Raw genomic sequence first — 15,901 nt, 5'->3', positions numbered from 1 at the left:
TTTGTTTACATTGAATGTAGCGGGTCTTCCGATTCTAAAGGAGTACAACTTGGCGGGTGAATTACAGGCCTTTTATCCTCTTTCTCCACCCTCCTTTGACACGGAAATCGGTTTTTACCGGTCTGATCCCTTTTCTGGCCCACTGACGGATCAAATAAATGGGCTTGCCCTAGATCCTGAGGATCCTCGGGATATTTTGTATGCGAGTTTTCATTCGTTTGACACGCGTGAACGCTCTTCTTATGGATTGTCTACGTATCGCTGGATAATTATGCGCATCGATCTGGATGCGAAGACCATTCAGGAGATACCTATTGCAGGCGCTGAATACCTCAACCTGACACGCGCACTTTTACCAGAGGTAAAAGGCGATACATTGCATGTCTTGATGCGGGAAACGGATGAGGTACTTTACTTGAAGCGGCTGGTACTAGCGGAGGCCGCTGGTTCCGAAGGATTATAAACCCCTTACTGCATCGCCTACTTGTACGCTGGTGCCCTTTAGCAGCAGCATATTTTGCCCAAAATTAACTTGGTTACCTTGCGTTCGATAGCTGGCTAGGGTTCGTAACGGCTCCTTTCCTTTTTTGGCGGTATCTTGATCGACGGTAATCAAAACACAGCGGGCACAGGGTTTTGTGACTTTAAAATGAGCTTCGCCGATATATAGTTCTTTCCAACTATCCTCGATAAAAGCTTCTTCAGCTGTGAAGGTAAAGTTAGGGCGAAAGCGATCCATCCCTACAGCTTGTTCCAAACGGGCATTTAAGTCCCTTAATGAGGCATCCCCGATAATCATGTAGGGCATTCCGTCAGCAAAACTGACATGCTCTCCAGCTACGGCATATTTTTCTTTAAGGGGTCGTGGCGCTCTTTCCTCCATGTAGACTAATTTCACCGTTTCACCTACCTGCTCAGAAAACCAGCGGGAAATGGTTTTACTTACTTCCAAGGCAGGAACTACATCTTCCCAAATAGATACACGCAGTGGATTTTTGCCTTTGGGTTGAAAAGGAATTTGAATCGCCTGCTCCGCATCGTCTTTTCGGTACACCTGCAAAAAATCGGGATGCAGTGCAGTCTGAAGAAGTGCTAGCTGAGGATGGGTTCGCTGGGTGATAAAAACTCCCTCATTATCTACCAGCATCCAGCGTCGGTCATACGCCAAGCCTTTCATTGTCAGCGTGGCTTTGGGTACCGAGATGCCTCCGAGTGATTTTATGGGATAGAGATAGATAGCAGTGAGTTTGGCCTTCATAACTTGCGTTTAGGAAACGAAAATAAGACGAAATTCTGATTTTTTGGCCATAAGTGCTGACAATATCCCCTTGTGCTCGAATCCAATGTTGCATTTCGGCAGAATATGTCCCCAATTAGCTGCCATTCTGACACATTCAGCTTGCTATTTTTAGGCTGGCATACGCCTTGTCTACAGGGAATACGTCGACATTGTAACAAATATAAATAGTAGAAATACATCATCATGGGAAAAATTATTGGTATAGACTTGGGGACTACAAACTCCTGTGTAGCCGTAATGGAAGGCAATGAGCCTGTAGTGATCCAAAATAGCGAAGGAAGAAGAACCACACCCTCCATCGTGGCTTTTCTGGACAATGGTAATGGAGAGCGGAAAGTAGGTGACCCTGCGAAGCGGCAGGCGATAACTAACCCTGCGAACACTATCTCTTCTGTGAAGCGCTTTATGGGGAAAAAATTCTCCGAGGTATCTGCAGAAAAAAAGCAAGCTTCTTATAAGGTGGAGCAGGGCGCTAATGACACCGTTAGTGTGCGCATCGGAGACCGTGGTTATACGCCGCAAGAGCTTTCGGCGATGATTTTACAAAAAATGAAGTCTACAGCGGAAGATTTCCTAGGGCAGGAAGTTACTGAAGCGGTGATTACTGTTCCTGCTTACTTTAATGATGCGGAACGTCAAGCGACGAAAGAAGCAGGACAAATTGCTGGCTTAGAGGTGAAGCGAATCATAAACGAGCCTACAGCGGCTGCTTTGGCCTACGGCCTAGATAAAAAAGATCAAGAAATTAAAGTCGCTGTTTACGACTTGGGAGGAGGGACCTTTGACATCTCTATCCTCGAGCTTGGAGACGGAGTATTCGAAGTGCTATCTACGAATGGAGATGTGCATCTCGGGGGCGATGATTTCGATCAAGTCATCATCGACTGGTTGGCTGCAGAATTTCAAGCGGACGAAAATATCGACCTAAAGCAGGATCCGATGGCGCTACAGCGCCTGAAAGAGGCTGCAGAAAAAGCTAAAATTGAGCTTTCCAGCTCTTCTTCAACTGAAATTAACTTGCCCTATATCACGGCCACACAAACTGGACCTAAGCATCTGGTGCGCAACCTGACACGGGCTAAGTTCGAACAGTTATCCGATACCCTCGTGCAGCGTTCTATGGAGCCTTGTAAGAAAGCATTAAATGATGCTGGACTATCTGCCGCTGACATCGATGAGGTTATCTTGGTAGGGGGTTCTACGCGAATTCCAAAAATTGTCGAGGAGGTAGAAAAGTTCTTTGGCAAAAAGCCTTCGAAAGGAGTGAATCCAGACGAGGTAGTGGCCATCGGAGCTGCTATTCAAGGGGGAGTTTTAACAGGAGAGGTGAAGGATGTTTTACTTCTTGACGTTACCCCGCTATCGCTGGGTATCGAAACCATGGGGGGAGTGTTTACGAAATTGATCGAAGCCAACACCACTATCCCAACGAAAAAGTCAGAGGTGTTTTCTACGGCTGCCGACAATCAGCCTGCTGTAGATATTCATGTGCTGCAGGGTGAGCGGTCTATGGCCAAGGATAACAAAACTATCGGCCGTTTCCAGCTTTCAGATATTCCACCTGCACCTCGAGGGGTACCACAGATCGAGGTGACTTTTGATATCGATGCGAACGGTATCCTAAACGTTTCCGCGAAGGACAAAGGCACTGGTAAGGAGCAAAAAATTAAAATTGAAGCTTCCTCTGGTCTTTCACAAGAGGAAATCGAAAGGATGCGTCGTGAAGCGGAAGCGAATGCCGCTTCAGACAAGCAAGAAAGAGAGCGTGTAGATAAGCTCAACCAAGCCGATAGCCTTATTTTCCAGACGGAAAAGCAGCTGAAAGAATTCGGGGAGAAGCTTTCTGATGGAAATAAGACAGCGATCGAAGGAGCGCTTACGAAGTTGAAAGAAGTGCATGCTGCCGCTGATTTAGCGGGCATCGATGCGGCCACTGAGGCTTTAAATCAAGCTTGGGCGGCGGCTTCGCAAGAAATGTATGCTGCCTCAGGTGCTGAAAATCCAAATCCTGGCGCTGCTGGTGCACAAGGCGGTGGCGACGCTGGAGACGGTGTTTCGGATGTCGATTATGAAGAGGTGAACGACGATAAAAAGTAAAAGATCCTTCGCCTAAAAAATGAAAAGCGGCTTTCCTCGGGGAGCCGCTTTTTCCGCCTTAATACTAGACGCTTGATATGCAGTTAACATCAGATAATAAGTTAAGACGCCTGATCGTCGTAGGGGACCGCGTGTTGATCAAGTTGCGCCGTCCCGATGAGAAAACCGCTACGGGACTTTATTTGCCCCCAGGGGTTAAGGAAAAGGAGAAAGTGCAGCAAGGCTACGTGATCAAAACCGGCCCGGGCTATCCGATTCCTCTTCCGGCTGAGGAAGATGAGCCCTGGAAAGAGCGTGATGAGCGTATTCGTTACATTCCACTTCAGGCACAGGAAGGTGATTTGGCGCTCTTTCTTTTAAATGGAGCACACGAAGTCGTCTATGAAGGAGAAAAATATTTTATCGTACCCCAGCATGCTATTCTTATGCTGGAGCGTGAGGAGGAGCTATAGGGCTAGAACCTGTAGCGAAAAATAGGTCGATTTTAATGTGAGAAAAAGGGGGAGGCCGGCGGCGGCATCCCCCTTTTTCTCTTTCTAACGTGCGAGTAGGGCAAATTCCTTAGCAAAATAACTCAGGATAATTTGGGCGCCAGCCCGCTTTATACTCAGAAGGGACTCCAGCATGGCACGCTCACCATCTAGCCAACCACGTTCTGCGGCAGCTTTTATCATGGCATACTCCCCGCTTACGTTGTAGGCAGCTATAGGAAGTGCGCTGTGTTCACGCAGCAGGTGAATGATGTCTAAATAAGCAAGTGCGGGTTTTACCATGAGGAAATCAGCCCCTTCGCTGCTGTCTAACTCGGCTTCGATAAGGGCTTCCCGTGCATTTGCAGGGTCCATTTGATAGGTTTTTTTATCTCCAGACTTAGGTGCTGAATCGAGTGCATCTCGGAAAGGACCATAAAATGCAGAGGCGTATTTTGCGGTGTAGGACATAATCGATACCTCGGTGTAACCGGAAGCATCTAGCACATCACGGATGTAACCCACGCGTCCATCCATCATGTCTGATGGTCCGAGAATGTCTGCTCCAGCTTGCGCCTGTGCTAGGGCCATCTTCCCTAATATTTCTAAGGTCTCATCATTCAGAATTTTGCCGTCCTCCACCAAGCCGTCATGCCCATCACTGCTGTAAGGATCCATGGCAACATCTGTCATGATGACAGCCTCCGGGAAACGCTGTTTCAGGGCGTGGATAGCCTTCAGATAAAAGGTTTCCGGGTGGTAACTTTCTGTCGCAAAACGGTCTTTTTTATTATCCGGATAGGCAGGAAAAATGTCAAAGGAGCGGATGCCTAGTTCCATACAGGTGTCCACTTCTTTTAGCATCAGGTCAAGGGAATAGCGGTATATACCCGGCATGGAGTTCACCGCTACCTGCTGGTTGATTCCCTCAATCAAAAAAAGTGGGAAAATAAAATCCTTAGTGGAAAGGCGTGTTTCTTCCACCATCTCCCGGATAACGGCAGACTTTCTATTTCTTCTAGGTCTTCTTAACATCGAAGCGATTATCTATTATTTTGCGTTTTTAGCGAGAAAGTTAGCGATTTTAGCTGTGTTTTCAGGGGAGGCGCCCACGAAGACTTCTACCAGTTGCCCCTCAGCATCTAAAATCGCATGAAGAGGAATCGCACGTCCCTGGTACTTTTTATCCTGAGCAGCGATAAGCTCTAAGGCTTGTAAATTATTAAAACTATGCTCATACAGGAAGGTAAATTCCGGCTTACGTTCGATGTAGCGGTCGAAAATGGAGCGATCTTCTTTCGTCAGCGCGATGAAACGCACTGCTTTGCCTTCGTATTTCTCTACGAGCTCATTAAGCTCAGGAATTTCCTTTATGCAGGGACCGCACCAGGTAGCCCAAAGGTTGATAACCACGATTTCCCCCTCGGCGATGGGCGCTAGGCCTTCTTTTTCTAAATGCGTATTCAGGGTTTCACGGAAGTCTTCTTTGGCCGGCAGGCCGGCAAAGACCAAGTAGCTCGCCAACAAGAAGACGAGGGATAGGGAAAGCATTTTTTTCATAACAGCGATAAGCTTAAGATAAGAATTTTCGAATCTTTAAATATACGGTAAAAATTATCTTGAGTACAGGAATGAGTGGGAAAATACGCGTAAGTCGTGTGAACGGGCAGTGTTCGAAAATGGACGATTTACTGTCCGATAATGGGCTTGCGTGTTTCGGTTTACTTTTTTATGTACGGTTCCTTAAAAAAAAGGATAGGACGAAAGCAGTAATTTAGTAGAGAAGACTACCCGATTTTAGGTAATTCGGATGAGATTTAAGGGTGTACTATTCTCCAAACCATTCTTTTTCCTATATTAGGTTCCTGAAAGGGAAAACAAGCTATGGGCTTGGTAAGGTTTATGTACCAATCAAACAAATTACTTAAATAGCATATGAAAAAACTATCCATGACCGCAGCGCTTTGCCTGCTTCTCTCGGTAGCAGTATCGGCGCAAAATGCTATCCAGTTTAAAGAATTTACACTGGATAATGGATTACATGTCATCATGCATCAGGATAATGCTACACCAATCGTAGCTACTTCGGTGCTGTATCATGTGGGGTCCAAAAATGAGCAGCCAGACCGAACGGGTTTTGCGCACTTTTTTGAGCATTTACTTTTCGAGGGAACGGAAAACATTCCGAGAGGGGAGTATATGAATAAAATTCAGGCCATAGGGGGGACCCTGAATGCGTTTACTTCGAATGATATCACTTATTATTACGAAATTGTCCCAAGTCATCATTTAAAGACGGCGCTGTATATGGAGTCGGAGCGCATGCTGCATCCTAAAATCGATCAGATCGGTGTAGATACGCAGCGCGAGGTGATCAAGGAAGAGAAGCGACAGAGCTACGATAACCGACCTTACGGCACGATACTTCCTGAGACGATGAAGCGTGCCTTTTTAGAGCACCCTTATCAGTGGCCGGTTATCGGTTCTATGGAGCACTTAGACCTAGCCCAGCTACAAGAATTCATGGATTTCCATAAAGCCTACTATGTGCCGAACAATGCGGTACTTACCATAGCAGGCGATATCGATTATGCACAGACAGAAGAGTGGGTGCGCCTCTATTTCGCTGACATCCCGAAAGGGCCTAGCGATTTTTATCGTCCTGCGGTGCAGGAACCTAAGAAGACTACCGAGACGCGCGATATCATCTACGATAATATCCAGATTCCAGCCGTGATTCAGGCCTATAACTTGCCTGCTAAAACACATCCTGACTCCTATGCTCTCGACATGCTGTCGACTTATTTAACAGGAGGCAACTCCTCTCTCATGACAAAGGAGTTAGTGGATAAGCAACAAAAGGCCTTAGCTGTAGCGGCTATTCCTTTAGATCTAGAAGACGGTGGTGTATTTTTAATGTATGGCATCACGAATATGGGTGTAGCACCGGAAGACTTAGAAAAAGAAATCGATAAGCTCCTCGTGCAAGTGCAGCAAAATGGAATTTCAGAGAATGATTTTCAGAAGCTGCAAAACATTACTGAAAATAATCTCGTCAGCCGAAACAGTTCTATGGCGGGTATCGCACAGGCGCTTTCGGATGCCCATGTGTTCCGAGGAAGTGCCGACTATGTGAATAAGGAATTAGATTATTTCCGTAAGGTGACCCGTGAAGATATTCAACGTGTGGCGAACGAATATTTTAACCTGGAAGGTCGTGTGGTCTTGTATTATTTGCCGAAGGCAAACCAAAACGCTGCCGACTAATTTTTAAATCCTAAGAGAAATTAAGCTATGAAAAATAAACTTATGTTATTCGCTGCCGGCTTACTGGTTTCCGGCCTGGCGACTGCTCAGGTAGATCGCTCCACCTATCCGGATCCTGCTCCGGCACGCGAAATTCAGCTGGGAAATGCAGAAAGCTTCACGCTCCCGAATGGTTTGCAAGTGTTCGTGGTAGAAAATAATAAACTGCCCCGGGTTACTTTTTCTCTTGTGCTGGATCGTGATCCACTTCTAGAAAAAGAGAAGAGCGGCATGGTCGGCATGGTAGGAGAGATGATGATGGGAGGTACGAAAAACCGTACGAAAGATCAGCTGGATGAGGAAATCGATTTTATCGGCGCCTCTATTTCTGCTGGATCCACTTCTATTTTCGCTTCTTCGCTAAAGAAGCACCAAGATAAAGCTCTGGAGCTTTTGACAGATGTATTGTATAATCCGATCTTCCCTGAGGAGGAACTGGAGAAGTTGAAAAAGCAGGCCATCACGGGTTTGGCTGCCGCCAAAGATGACCCGAACGCGATTTCGGGACGCTTGACCTCTCGTCTGGTGTATGGCGACGCACATCCTTACGGAGAGATTCAAACAGAGGCGACCTTAAAAAATATCGAGGTGGCCGATATCAAAAATTACTACACTACCTATTTCCGCCCGAATATCGCTTACATGGCCGTAGTGGGGGATATCACTGCCGCTGAGGCGAAAGCCATCGTGGAAAAGTATTTTGGCAAATGGGAAAAAGGGGATGTCCCTACTTATTCTTATGACAAGCCGCAGGCGCCAGCAGAGACGATGGTCGCACTAGTAGATCGCCCAAGCTCAGTACAGGCAGTGGTCAATATTACCTATCCAGTGGAAATGAATATCGACCATCCAGATTACCTCAGCACACGCGTGTTAAACTATATATTAGGTGGTGGATCCTCTTCCCGTCTGTTTATGAACCTGCGTGAGGACAAGGGGTATACCTATGGGGCTTACTCTTCGTTAGGTTCAGATCGCCTGATCGCACGTTTTTCTGCCAGCGCCAGTGTAAAACAAGTGGCAGCGGACTCTGCCGTAAATGAAATGATTTATGAAATCCGTAATTTACGCGATAAAGGCGTTACTGCCGAGGAGCTGGAGGCTGCAAAAGCGAATCTGGCAGGTTCTTTCGGGCGTTCTTTAGAGAGTCCATCCACGATCGCAAATTTTGCGATCAATATGAAGCGGTACAACTTGCCGGCGGATTTTTATAGCGCCTACTTGCAGCGCTTAGAAGCCCTAACAGTGGAAGATTTAAATGCTGCGGCGAAAAAATACATGAAGCCGGATAATATGTATGTGACGGTGGTCGGAAATACGGCCGAGTTCGGTGACCGTATGGGGGCCTTCGGCAATGTAGCTATGTTTACAAACATGGGAGAGCCGGAAAAAGAGATGGTGGCAGCTGGTGATATGACTGCTGAAGCCATTATCGCTAACTACCTCTCGGCTATCGGAGGTGCAGATAAGGCCGCGTCGATTCGTTCCGCTAAGGTGACGCAAGAGGCTGAAATTCAAGGTACAAAATTGAATATAGAGTCTATCCACGATGAGGACAATAGCTTCTTTGTGCAGCGCACCAAAATGATGGGCAACACTATGGCTACATTGATCTTAGAGGGCGCTAGTGGCAAAATGGTTCAAATGGGACAAGAGCAGGCGCTTTCTGATGAGCAGGTAGAGGCCATGAAACCGATGAGCTTTATTATTCCTGAGCTGCACTATGAGTTGCTCGGATACACCATGCGTGTAGAGGGCATTAAAGAAGTGGAGGGCGAAGAGGCGTATAAAGTAGACGTCATGACGCCTACAGGTAGCAAGCAAACGACTTATTACAGTGTGGCCTCTGGCTTAAAGGTGAAAATGGAAAGCGCAGAAAATGGGGACATGGTCTACCGGGATTATAAGGAGGTAGATGGGGTGAAATATCCGATGACCATTATCGCAAATAACCCGATGATTCCTGTACCATTAGAAATGAAAATTCAGTCGATCGCATTTAATGTAGAAATCGCTGACGCGGATAAAAATTAAACGCGGGCATTTTAACATTCTGTAAAGAATTCCTGTAGAGGCTTGTCTCTGGCACCTTTTTCAGGAATTCTTTTTATCTTTACTTAAATTAAAAGAATGATGAAAAATAGAATCAACTTTAACCAGCGGCTTCGCCTATTTTTGGTAGCCATGGTGCTGTTTGCTAGTGGCACCTTGGCGCTAGCCGATCAGGATGCGAAGCGTGTAATCGATACCTATATCGCTGCTGTAGGTGGTGAAGAAGCCGTGAAAAGTGTCACTTCTAGTTTTGTGCGTATGGAAACGGAAGTTCAGGGAATGACGCTGAATATTACGGCGAAAGCTGATGTTAAAAATGAGCGCCTTTATCAGGGGACAGAGATGGCCGGTAATGTGGTTCAAAAGACCATCGTTAAAGATGGTAAGGCCCGTATCGAAGCCATGGGCCAGGTACAGGAGCTGGATGCGGAGACTGCGGGCAACATCGTGACGCAGACTTACCTTTTTCCCGAGCTTTTTTACGAGGACTTTGGTTTCGAGGTGTCTTACGTGGGTAAGGAAAAATTAGAGGGTAAAGACGTGGAGGTGCTAGAAGTAGCCACTTCTGCAGGATCTTTTAAAGAATATTACAGTGTAGAGTCAGGACTTAAGTTGAAGACCTCTGGGGAAGTTGTAGGGGAAACGGCATTTAGCGATTATAAGTCGATCGGGAATGGCTTGATTTATCCGCATAACTTAAGCATTAAAAACCCGATGCTACCGATGACGATGGAAATGAAGGTGATTGAGCTGAAGCTCAATGTTACTTTTGAGGATGCTGATTTTAATTAGTCACTTTAGATAAGCCATAAAAAAAGGCCCCTCGGGGCCTTTTTTTATGGCTTATCGGTTTATTCCCACCAGGCTGCTCTTAAAGGGAATGCCCCTTCACTTCTAAAGTGTGTGTACCTGGGAAAAAAGTCCGCGGGAGCTAAGGGGATCAAAAAGGAATTACCCCAGCGTTGGACTTGGATTTCATGTGGACCTTGCTCCGATAGGAGCTGCACCTGATCGCCAATTCGTAGGCGGGCATAGGCTTCACTGTCAGGGTGCAGGTAGCGCACGTGCCCCTCTGCTGTAGCGTGAATCCCCAAGCGTAGCAGCGGATCTACTGCGGGCACGGGCTGAAAATAGATGCCCATGCTACGGTCGAGCTGCTGCAGAAGAAAAGGGATGACGTTTTGTCCAGCTTTTTCGATGTAGCTGGCGACATAGGTGTCAAGTTCAGGGGATTTTGCGCGCAGCGCGGCCAGCAGGTCTGCATAGACATAGCCTTTTTCCGGATGCCCATACGTTTCCCAGAGCTGACGCATAAATAAAGGCAGGCTTTCACCAGCTTCCAAAAGGAGTAGGTCGAGGCCGAGGGCCAAAAGGCTTCCATAAAGATAGATGTTTATTTTTCGGTCGGGGCTTCCCTCCGTGTAGCCGTCCAGCCAAAGGTCTTCGGAAGCCTGAGCGATGCTCTGATAACGCCAGCCGGCCGATAGTCCCTGCTTCTCAAAGCGCCGCGCCAAGGTGTCCAGGTAGGCATCTGCACTGAGGAAGCCAGATTTTTTTAGGTAGAGATCGCCCATATAGGTGGTGACGCCTTCTAAAAATAAGCCCTCCCGAAGGTGAACTTCCTGATGCAGCCGGTAGGGGCGTAGGGCTGCCGGACGGATGCTGCACACGTTCCAAGCATGGTACAGTTCATGGCTGCTGATGCCTGCCAGCAGCTCTTGGCCTGCAGGACTTTTTAGCTGCTCCTGGGGTCCAAGCGTGATGACGGTGGAAGCTTGATGCTCTACGCCGTGATACTTCGGAAAAGGCAGTAAGAGAATTATAAAGTGGTAGTTGCGTACAGGGAAGCTACCGAAATCGTGTACCTGGCGGGCGGTAAAGGCCTGGAAGGTGCTAAGCAGGTCGCTGCTGGGCGTCTGCTCGGGCCCGTAGAGATGCAGGTAAAAGGTAGTTTCCCCTTCGATGTAGGAGTAGCTCTGCAGCTTTTTACTGATCAGCACCGGGCTGTCGATCAGCTGCTGATAGTCTTTGGCCTCCCATCGCCCTTTTTCTGCGTCTACTTCTTTTAGGGCGGTGGCGACCTTTTCCTCGGCGCGTACAGGGAGCTGAAGCACATAAGGCAGCTCCTCTAAGTCTGCATGCCACAGAAGCAGAGGCGCGAAATTTAGGTAGAACAGGTTTTCATCCACCCAGCAGCTGCCCGCATCCAACACTGCGGCATGGTAGGCATAGGTTAGGGTAAGCTCAGTTTCTACCTCTAGGTGCAGTTCCCAGCTGTTTTTAGAGGTTTTAGCGATACAGATCTCTTTCTTTTGGCCCTCCGGGCCAAGGGTAAAAGCGCGCATCCCCCGCAGGTACTGTCCGTAATGTGCCGCGCTGTAACGGCCTGGCCTCCAGAGTGCTTGGTGGAAAGTATGGCTGCCGGCAGGAAGAGCACCTACGCTGTAGCGTATCTCTAGGTACTGAGCAGCGCGGTTCGAGCAACTTATTTCCAGTATAATCGGGTTTGGAAACGGATTGAAAGTGGTATCTTGCATCGAAAATAGCGTTTACGTGAATTTCAGGTAAACAAAAGTAAACATCTCATTTGTAATTAAAAAAAAGAGATTTATCTTTGCAATCCCTTAGGGCATACCGCGTTTAGGGATTCAATAAAGAGCGATACATAATAAAAGCATAGCGTCATGAAAAGAACATTTCAGCCTTCTCGTAGAAAGAGAAGAAACAAGCACGGCTTCAGATTAAGAATGTCTTCTGCAAATGGAAGAAGAGTATTGAAGTCAAGAAGAGCGAAAGGAAGACATAAGTTAACGGTTTCTTCTGAGAAAACGCTTAAGAAGTAAGCTTGCGTACGCTGAACCAGACAGGAGAATGACCTATACATTTCCTAAGACGGCACGACTGCATGCTAAAAAATCAATAAAGGAACTTTTTGATAAAGGTTCCTCTTTTTTTTTATACCCCTTTAAGGTCATTTGCCTACCGGTCCGGGATCAGGAGGGACATGCTGTACTTTTCTCCATCCCGAAGAAGAAAATCCGTAGTGCAGTGGAACGGAATTTGTTAAAACGTCGCTGTAGGGAGGCGTATCGCCTGCAAGTGGGAGAAGTACTTACGGGCAACATCCCCTGGCGCATCGCGTTTATCTATACGGAACGTAAGGTACAGCCCTATAGCCTTATCGAAAAGCGCATGCGGCGCTGTCTCGAGCAAATACAAGAACGTGCGGCAGCACAACAAGCATCCGAAGCATGAAAAAAAATACGCGTATCAGTCTCTATGTGCTAAGTGGAATCTTAGCGGCGGGCTTACTTTTTTCTTTTGTCAATAAAAACGATCGGCTCTTTGCTATTGCGAAGCACTTGGATATTTTCGCTTCCTTAATTCGGGAGCTAGACTCCTATTACGTGGACGAAATCGACCCAGAAGAGCTGATAACTGCGGGGATGGAAGCCATGCTCAGTGAGCTTGACCCCTATACGGAGCTGATCCCAGAGGAAAACTCTGACGACTTCCGCATGATGACTACTGGAGAATATGGCGGAGTCGGAGCACTTATCGGAAACCGTACAGGCACGAATATCATTATCATGCCTTATTCAGGCTGGCCGGCGCAGGAAGCGGGGCTGATGATTGGCGATGAGCTTTTGCGCGTAGATTCCACGCAGGTAGTTGATAAGGAAACTGCGGACATCAGCCGCCTTTTGAAAGGTCCTGCTAATACCCCTGTGCGGGTAGAGGTGAAGCGTGGCGATGATACCCTTCGCTTTGAGCTGACGCGTAGAAAGATCGTTTTGAATAATGTGCCGTATTACGGCAAATTAAACGAGGAAGTCGGCTACATTAAGTTGACTGACTTCACCACCAATGCGGGTCAGGATGTTCGCCGCGCGCTGGTGGCTCTAAAGGAGCAAGGGATAAGCAGCTTAGTACTGGATTTACGTGATAATCCAGGTGGTATCATGAAGGAGGCGGTAGAGATCGTGAATTTATTTGTGCCCAAAGGCCGTGAGGTGGTCAGCACGCGGGGCAAGATGGACATGGTCAATACGGTGTATAAAACGAGCAAGTCTCCTTTAGATAAGGAAATTCCGCTTGCCGTATTGATTAATGAGCGTAGTGCTTCGGCAGCAGAGATCGTGGCGGGCGCTCTCCAGGATTATGATCGGGCCATTCTGATCGGACGCAAGACCTTCGGGAAGGGCTTGGTGCAGACGACCATTCCACTTTCGTATAATGCCCAAGTAAAGGTAACCACCGCGCGCTATTATATTCCCAGTGGTCGCTGTGTGCAAGCCATCGACTACAGCCGCCGAGGGGAGGAAAACGCTAGCGTTCCTGATTCTTTGCGCCAAGCGTTTAAAACCAAAAATGGGAGAACAGTCCTCGACGGGGCTGGCATCGAGCCAGACGTGGAAGTAGATGCGCCGACTTTTGCCCCGATCACCTTCAGTCTAGTTGCCCGCAGTCATGTGTTCAACTTTGCGACAGCCTATTCCCATAAAAACCCAAAAATCTCCGGGCCTCGGGAATTTCAGGTTTCGGATGCGCTCTACGCAGAGTTCGTGGACTGGTTAGCGGATAAGGAGTATGACTACACCACCTATGTCGAAAAATCACTAGAGGATCTGGAAAAATATGCGAAGCGCGAGCAGTATTTCGAAGAGATCGAGGCCACTTTAGCGGCACTAAAGGAAAAGATTACCCATAGCAAAGAGCAAGACCTAGTGACGCACAAGGCAGAGGTGAAGCGTGCGCTTCGGGAAGAGATTATCTCGCGTTACTACTTTCAGGAGGGGGTGGTGCAGGCCTCCCTGGATGAAGACGAAGAGATTAAAAAGGCGATAGCCCTCCTCGGCGATGCGCCGAAAATGAAAACATTACTAGCGGGCAAGTAAATGATTTTAGCAATAGATACGTCTACCCCCGTGTGTTCTGTGGCGCTGCATGAAGAGGGGCGCCTGCTCACCAGTGTGGAAAGTCATCTGCCACAGGTGCATGGGAAGGTGTTGGTTTCCTTTATAGACCATGTTTGCCGGGAGGCGGGTATCCGTAAACGTGACCTGCAGGCAGTGGCTGTGGCGAATGGCCCAGGCTCCTATACGGGCCTGCGCATCGGTCTATCTACAGCGAAGGGACTTTGTTACGCGTTGGATTTGCCGCTGATTACTTTAGATGCTCTAGCGGGATATAGGAGTGCCTTTTCCGGTATTTCGGCAGGCACGCTAATCGCGATGATGGATGCACGCCGGATGGAAGCCTATGTGCGGATCGAGCAGCTTGGCGACCTGGCGAAAGTGCTTCAAGAGAGCAGTCCTCAAATTTTAGATGAAAATCTGTTAGCCCCTTATTTGGATAAGGGCCCTATTTTCTTGGTGGGTGATGCTGTGGCGAAGTTCATGGCAGCATTTCCGCATGCGCAGGCCCTTCCTGTGCGGATAGGGCAGTCCGCCCGCCTGTTGGGTGCAGGGGCTTGGGAGGCCTTCGGCCAAAAGGCTTTTGCGGATCTAGCGTACGCAGAGCCGAACTACTTAAAGGCTTTTTTGGTTACAGCCTCGAAGAAAAATCCTTTTCAGCTATGAGTGAAATTGTAAATCGTGTGGCCCAAAGCCCTCTTTATACATTAGATTTAGAAACGTTTTACCAGCGTGGCGAGCGTGTAGGTTTTGACCTTGCGCCTTTTTTATGGCAGGGTTTGGCTTTAAAGGAGGCAGATTTCCGTGAAGCTCTGAAAGGGCAGGACTGGTCGAGCTATGCGGGAAAGTTTGTGTACATCCATTGTTCTGCAGATGCGATCATCCCACACTGGGCTTACATGTTGGTAGGTACTTATTTGCAAGATGAGGGAGTGTTTTTTGTAGTGGGCGATGCGAATACCTTAGAGCAGGCATTATTTGATGCAGCTTTTGCGAAGTTTCCTGTGGAAGAAGTGGAGGACAGGCCGCTGGTAGTGAAAGGCTGCAGCAGTGTAACACTTCCATTATATGTGTATGGAAAGGTCCTTTCCCGCTTACAGGGGCATGTGAAATCCATCATGTGGGGGGAGCCCTGCAGCACAGTTCCTTTGTATAAGCGTAAGCGTAAGTAGGGGGTGTCCGTTTGGGTGCTCCAGCACCAAAATTAATTGTATTCATTTTCAGGCTTTTACAGAGATAGGTTGATTTTTTTTGAGTAAGGCTATTGGTTTTAAAAGGACGACCTACTATGTTTGCATTCCCAAACGGGGGAAAGAGTTGATAAAAAAAGAGACACATTAAAAAATATAAAATTTTATTTGGTCTTCTAAAAATTAACAAGCATCTTTGCAAACTCAATCGCCCAAAAGAAGGTGATCGAACAAGGTGAAAAAAATAATTGAAAATGTTTTGCGAGTTTAAAAAGTGTTTCTAACTTTGCACTCCGAAATCAATGAGTAATTGAAAAAATTACACTAAATCACATAAGGTGATAAAAGTTCTTTGAAGGTTTTGTAAGAAAAAATGACATCCTAATAGTACAGGAAAATGAAAATTTTCCGTCAATTTTAGTCGAGCGTACAGGAAAATAGAGTAGTGGCGACACTACGACAAACACTTTACAATGGAGAGTTTGATCCTGGCTCAGGATGAACGCTAGCGGCAGGCCTAATACATGCAAGTCGAACGGGATCCAGAAGCTTGCTTTTGGTGAGAGTGGC

Annotated in this window: 14 protein-coding genes, 1 rRNA gene and 1 pseudogene; 12 read left to right on the top strand and 4 right to left on the bottom strand. The window is 47.4% G+C overall.

The window, feature by feature from the left end; all coding sequences use genetic code 11:
* Positions 1–463 (top strand): annotated as a pseudogene (locus ACXIT9_RS02175) (hypothetical protein); the annotation flags it as partial.
* Here ACXIT9_RS02175 and ACXIT9_RS02170 read toward each other — a convergent pair.
* Positions 458–1,258: an MOSC domain-containing protein gene (locus ACXIT9_RS02170; RefSeq protein ID WP_458054609.1), complete on the bottom strand. Its 801-nt coding sequence runs from the start codon at positions 1,256–1,258 to the stop codon at positions 458–460. The pseudogene ACXIT9_RS02175 and the gene ACXIT9_RS02170 sit on opposite strands and share 6 nt — an antisense overlap.
* Positions 1,259–1,483: 225 nt before the next feature.
* Between ACXIT9_RS02170 and dnaK the strand changes: the two genes are divergently transcribed.
* Both dnaK and ACXIT9_RS02160 read left to right on the top strand, forming a co-directional pair.
* A complete protein-coding gene (gene dnaK, locus ACXIT9_RS02165; RefSeq protein ID WP_458054608.1) occupies positions 1,484–3,397 on the top strand; it encodes a molecular chaperone DnaK in 1,914 nt (637 codons plus the stop codon).
* 77 nt (positions 3,398–3,474) lie between these two features.
* Positions 3,475–3,849, top strand: coding sequence for a co-chaperone GroES (locus ACXIT9_RS02160; protein ID WP_458054607.1), 375 nt, complete (start codon positions 3,475–3,477; stop codon positions 3,847–3,849).
* A gap of 84 nt (positions 3,850–3,933) precedes the next feature.
* Here ACXIT9_RS02160 and hemB read toward each other — a convergent pair whose 3' ends face one another.
* Positions 3,934–4,902: a porphobilinogen synthase gene (gene hemB, locus ACXIT9_RS02155; RefSeq protein WP_458054606.1), complete on the bottom strand. Its 969-nt coding sequence runs from the start codon at positions 4,900–4,902 to the stop codon at positions 3,934–3,936.
* 15 nt (positions 4,903–4,917) lie between these two features.
* Positions 4,918–5,427: a redoxin family protein gene (locus tag ACXIT9_RS02150; RefSeq protein ID WP_458054605.1), complete on the bottom strand. Its 510-nt coding sequence runs from the start codon at positions 5,425–5,427 to the stop codon at positions 4,918–4,920.
* Positions 5,428–5,802: 375 nt separating this feature from the next.
* On the opposite strand from ACXIT9_RS02150, the gene ACXIT9_RS02145 reads away from it, so the two are divergent.
* The 3 genes from ACXIT9_RS02145 (at position 5,803) to ACXIT9_RS02135 (ending at position 10,017) form a co-directional block, all read left to right on the top strand.
* On the top strand, positions 5,803–7,134 hold the full coding sequence (locus ACXIT9_RS02145; RefSeq protein WP_458054604.1) for a M16 family metallopeptidase: 1,332 nt from the start codon (positions 5,803–5,805) through the stop codon (positions 7,132–7,134).
* Between the two features lie 27 nt (positions 7,135–7,161).
* Complete coding sequence (locus ACXIT9_RS02140) at positions 7,162–9,207, top strand: insulinase family protein (RefSeq protein ID WP_458054603.1); 2,046 nt, start codon at positions 7,162–7,164, stop codon at positions 9,205–9,207.
* A 96-nt stretch (positions 9,208–9,303) separates the two neighbouring features.
* The gene (locus ACXIT9_RS02135) at positions 9,304–10,017 is read left to right on the top strand and encodes a peptidase, M16 family protein (protein WP_458054602.1); all 714 of its coding nucleotides are present in this window, start codon (positions 9,304–9,306) and stop codon (positions 10,015–10,017) included.
* Positions 10,018–10,076: 59 nt separating this feature from the next.
* On the opposite strand, the gene ACXIT9_RS02130 is transcribed toward ACXIT9_RS02135, so the two are convergent.
* Positions 10,077–11,762 (bottom strand): M61 family metallopeptidase, encoded by a 1,686-nt coding sequence (locus ACXIT9_RS02130; protein WP_458054601.1) that lies wholly within the window; start codon positions 11,760–11,762, stop codon positions 10,077–10,079.
* A 147-nt stretch (positions 11,763–11,909) separates the two neighbouring features.
* On the opposite strand from ACXIT9_RS02130, the gene rpmH reads away from it, so the two are divergent.
* The 6 genes from rpmH to ACXIT9_RS02100 all read left to right on the top strand — a co-directional run.
* Complete coding sequence (gene rpmH, locus ACXIT9_RS02125) at positions 11,910–12,068, top strand: 50S ribosomal protein L34 (RefSeq protein ID WP_194975274.1); 159 nt, start codon at positions 11,910–11,912, stop codon at positions 12,066–12,068.
* 28 nt (positions 12,069–12,096) lie between these two features.
* Complete coding sequence (gene rnpA / locus ACXIT9_RS02120; protein WP_458054600.1) at positions 12,097–12,480, top strand: ribonuclease P protein component; 384 nt, start codon at positions 12,097–12,099, stop codon at positions 12,478–12,480.
* The gene (locus ACXIT9_RS02115) at positions 12,477–14,123 is read left to right on the top strand and encodes a S41 family peptidase (RefSeq protein WP_458054599.1); all 1,647 of its coding nucleotides are present in this window, start codon (positions 12,477–12,479) and stop codon (positions 14,121–14,123) included. The genes rnpA and ACXIT9_RS02115 overlap by 4 nt, the downstream gene beginning before the upstream one ends.
* The gene (gene tsaB, locus ACXIT9_RS02110) at positions 14,124–14,807 is read left to right on the top strand and encodes a tRNA (adenosine(37)-N6)-threonylcarbamoyltransferase complex dimerization subunit type 1 TsaB (protein ID WP_458054598.1); all 684 of its coding nucleotides are present in this window, start codon (positions 14,124–14,126) and stop codon (positions 14,805–14,807) included.
* Positions 14,804–15,313, top strand: a complete 510-nt coding sequence (locus ACXIT9_RS02105; RefSeq protein ID WP_458054597.1) for a DUF2480 family protein — start codon at positions 14,804–14,806, stop codon at positions 15,311–15,313. Before tsaB ends, ACXIT9_RS02105 begins: the two co-directional genes overlap by 4 nt.
* A 488-nt stretch (positions 15,314–15,801) precedes the next feature.
* Positions 15,802–15,901: ribosomal RNA gene (locus ACXIT9_RS02100) — 16S ribosomal RNA — on the top strand; the annotation flags it as partial.

The organism is Nitritalea sp. (assembly GCF_054166705.1).
The sequence above is the reverse complement of the archived record's forward strand: the minus strand, read 5'-3'. Positions and strand labels throughout refer to the sequence as shown.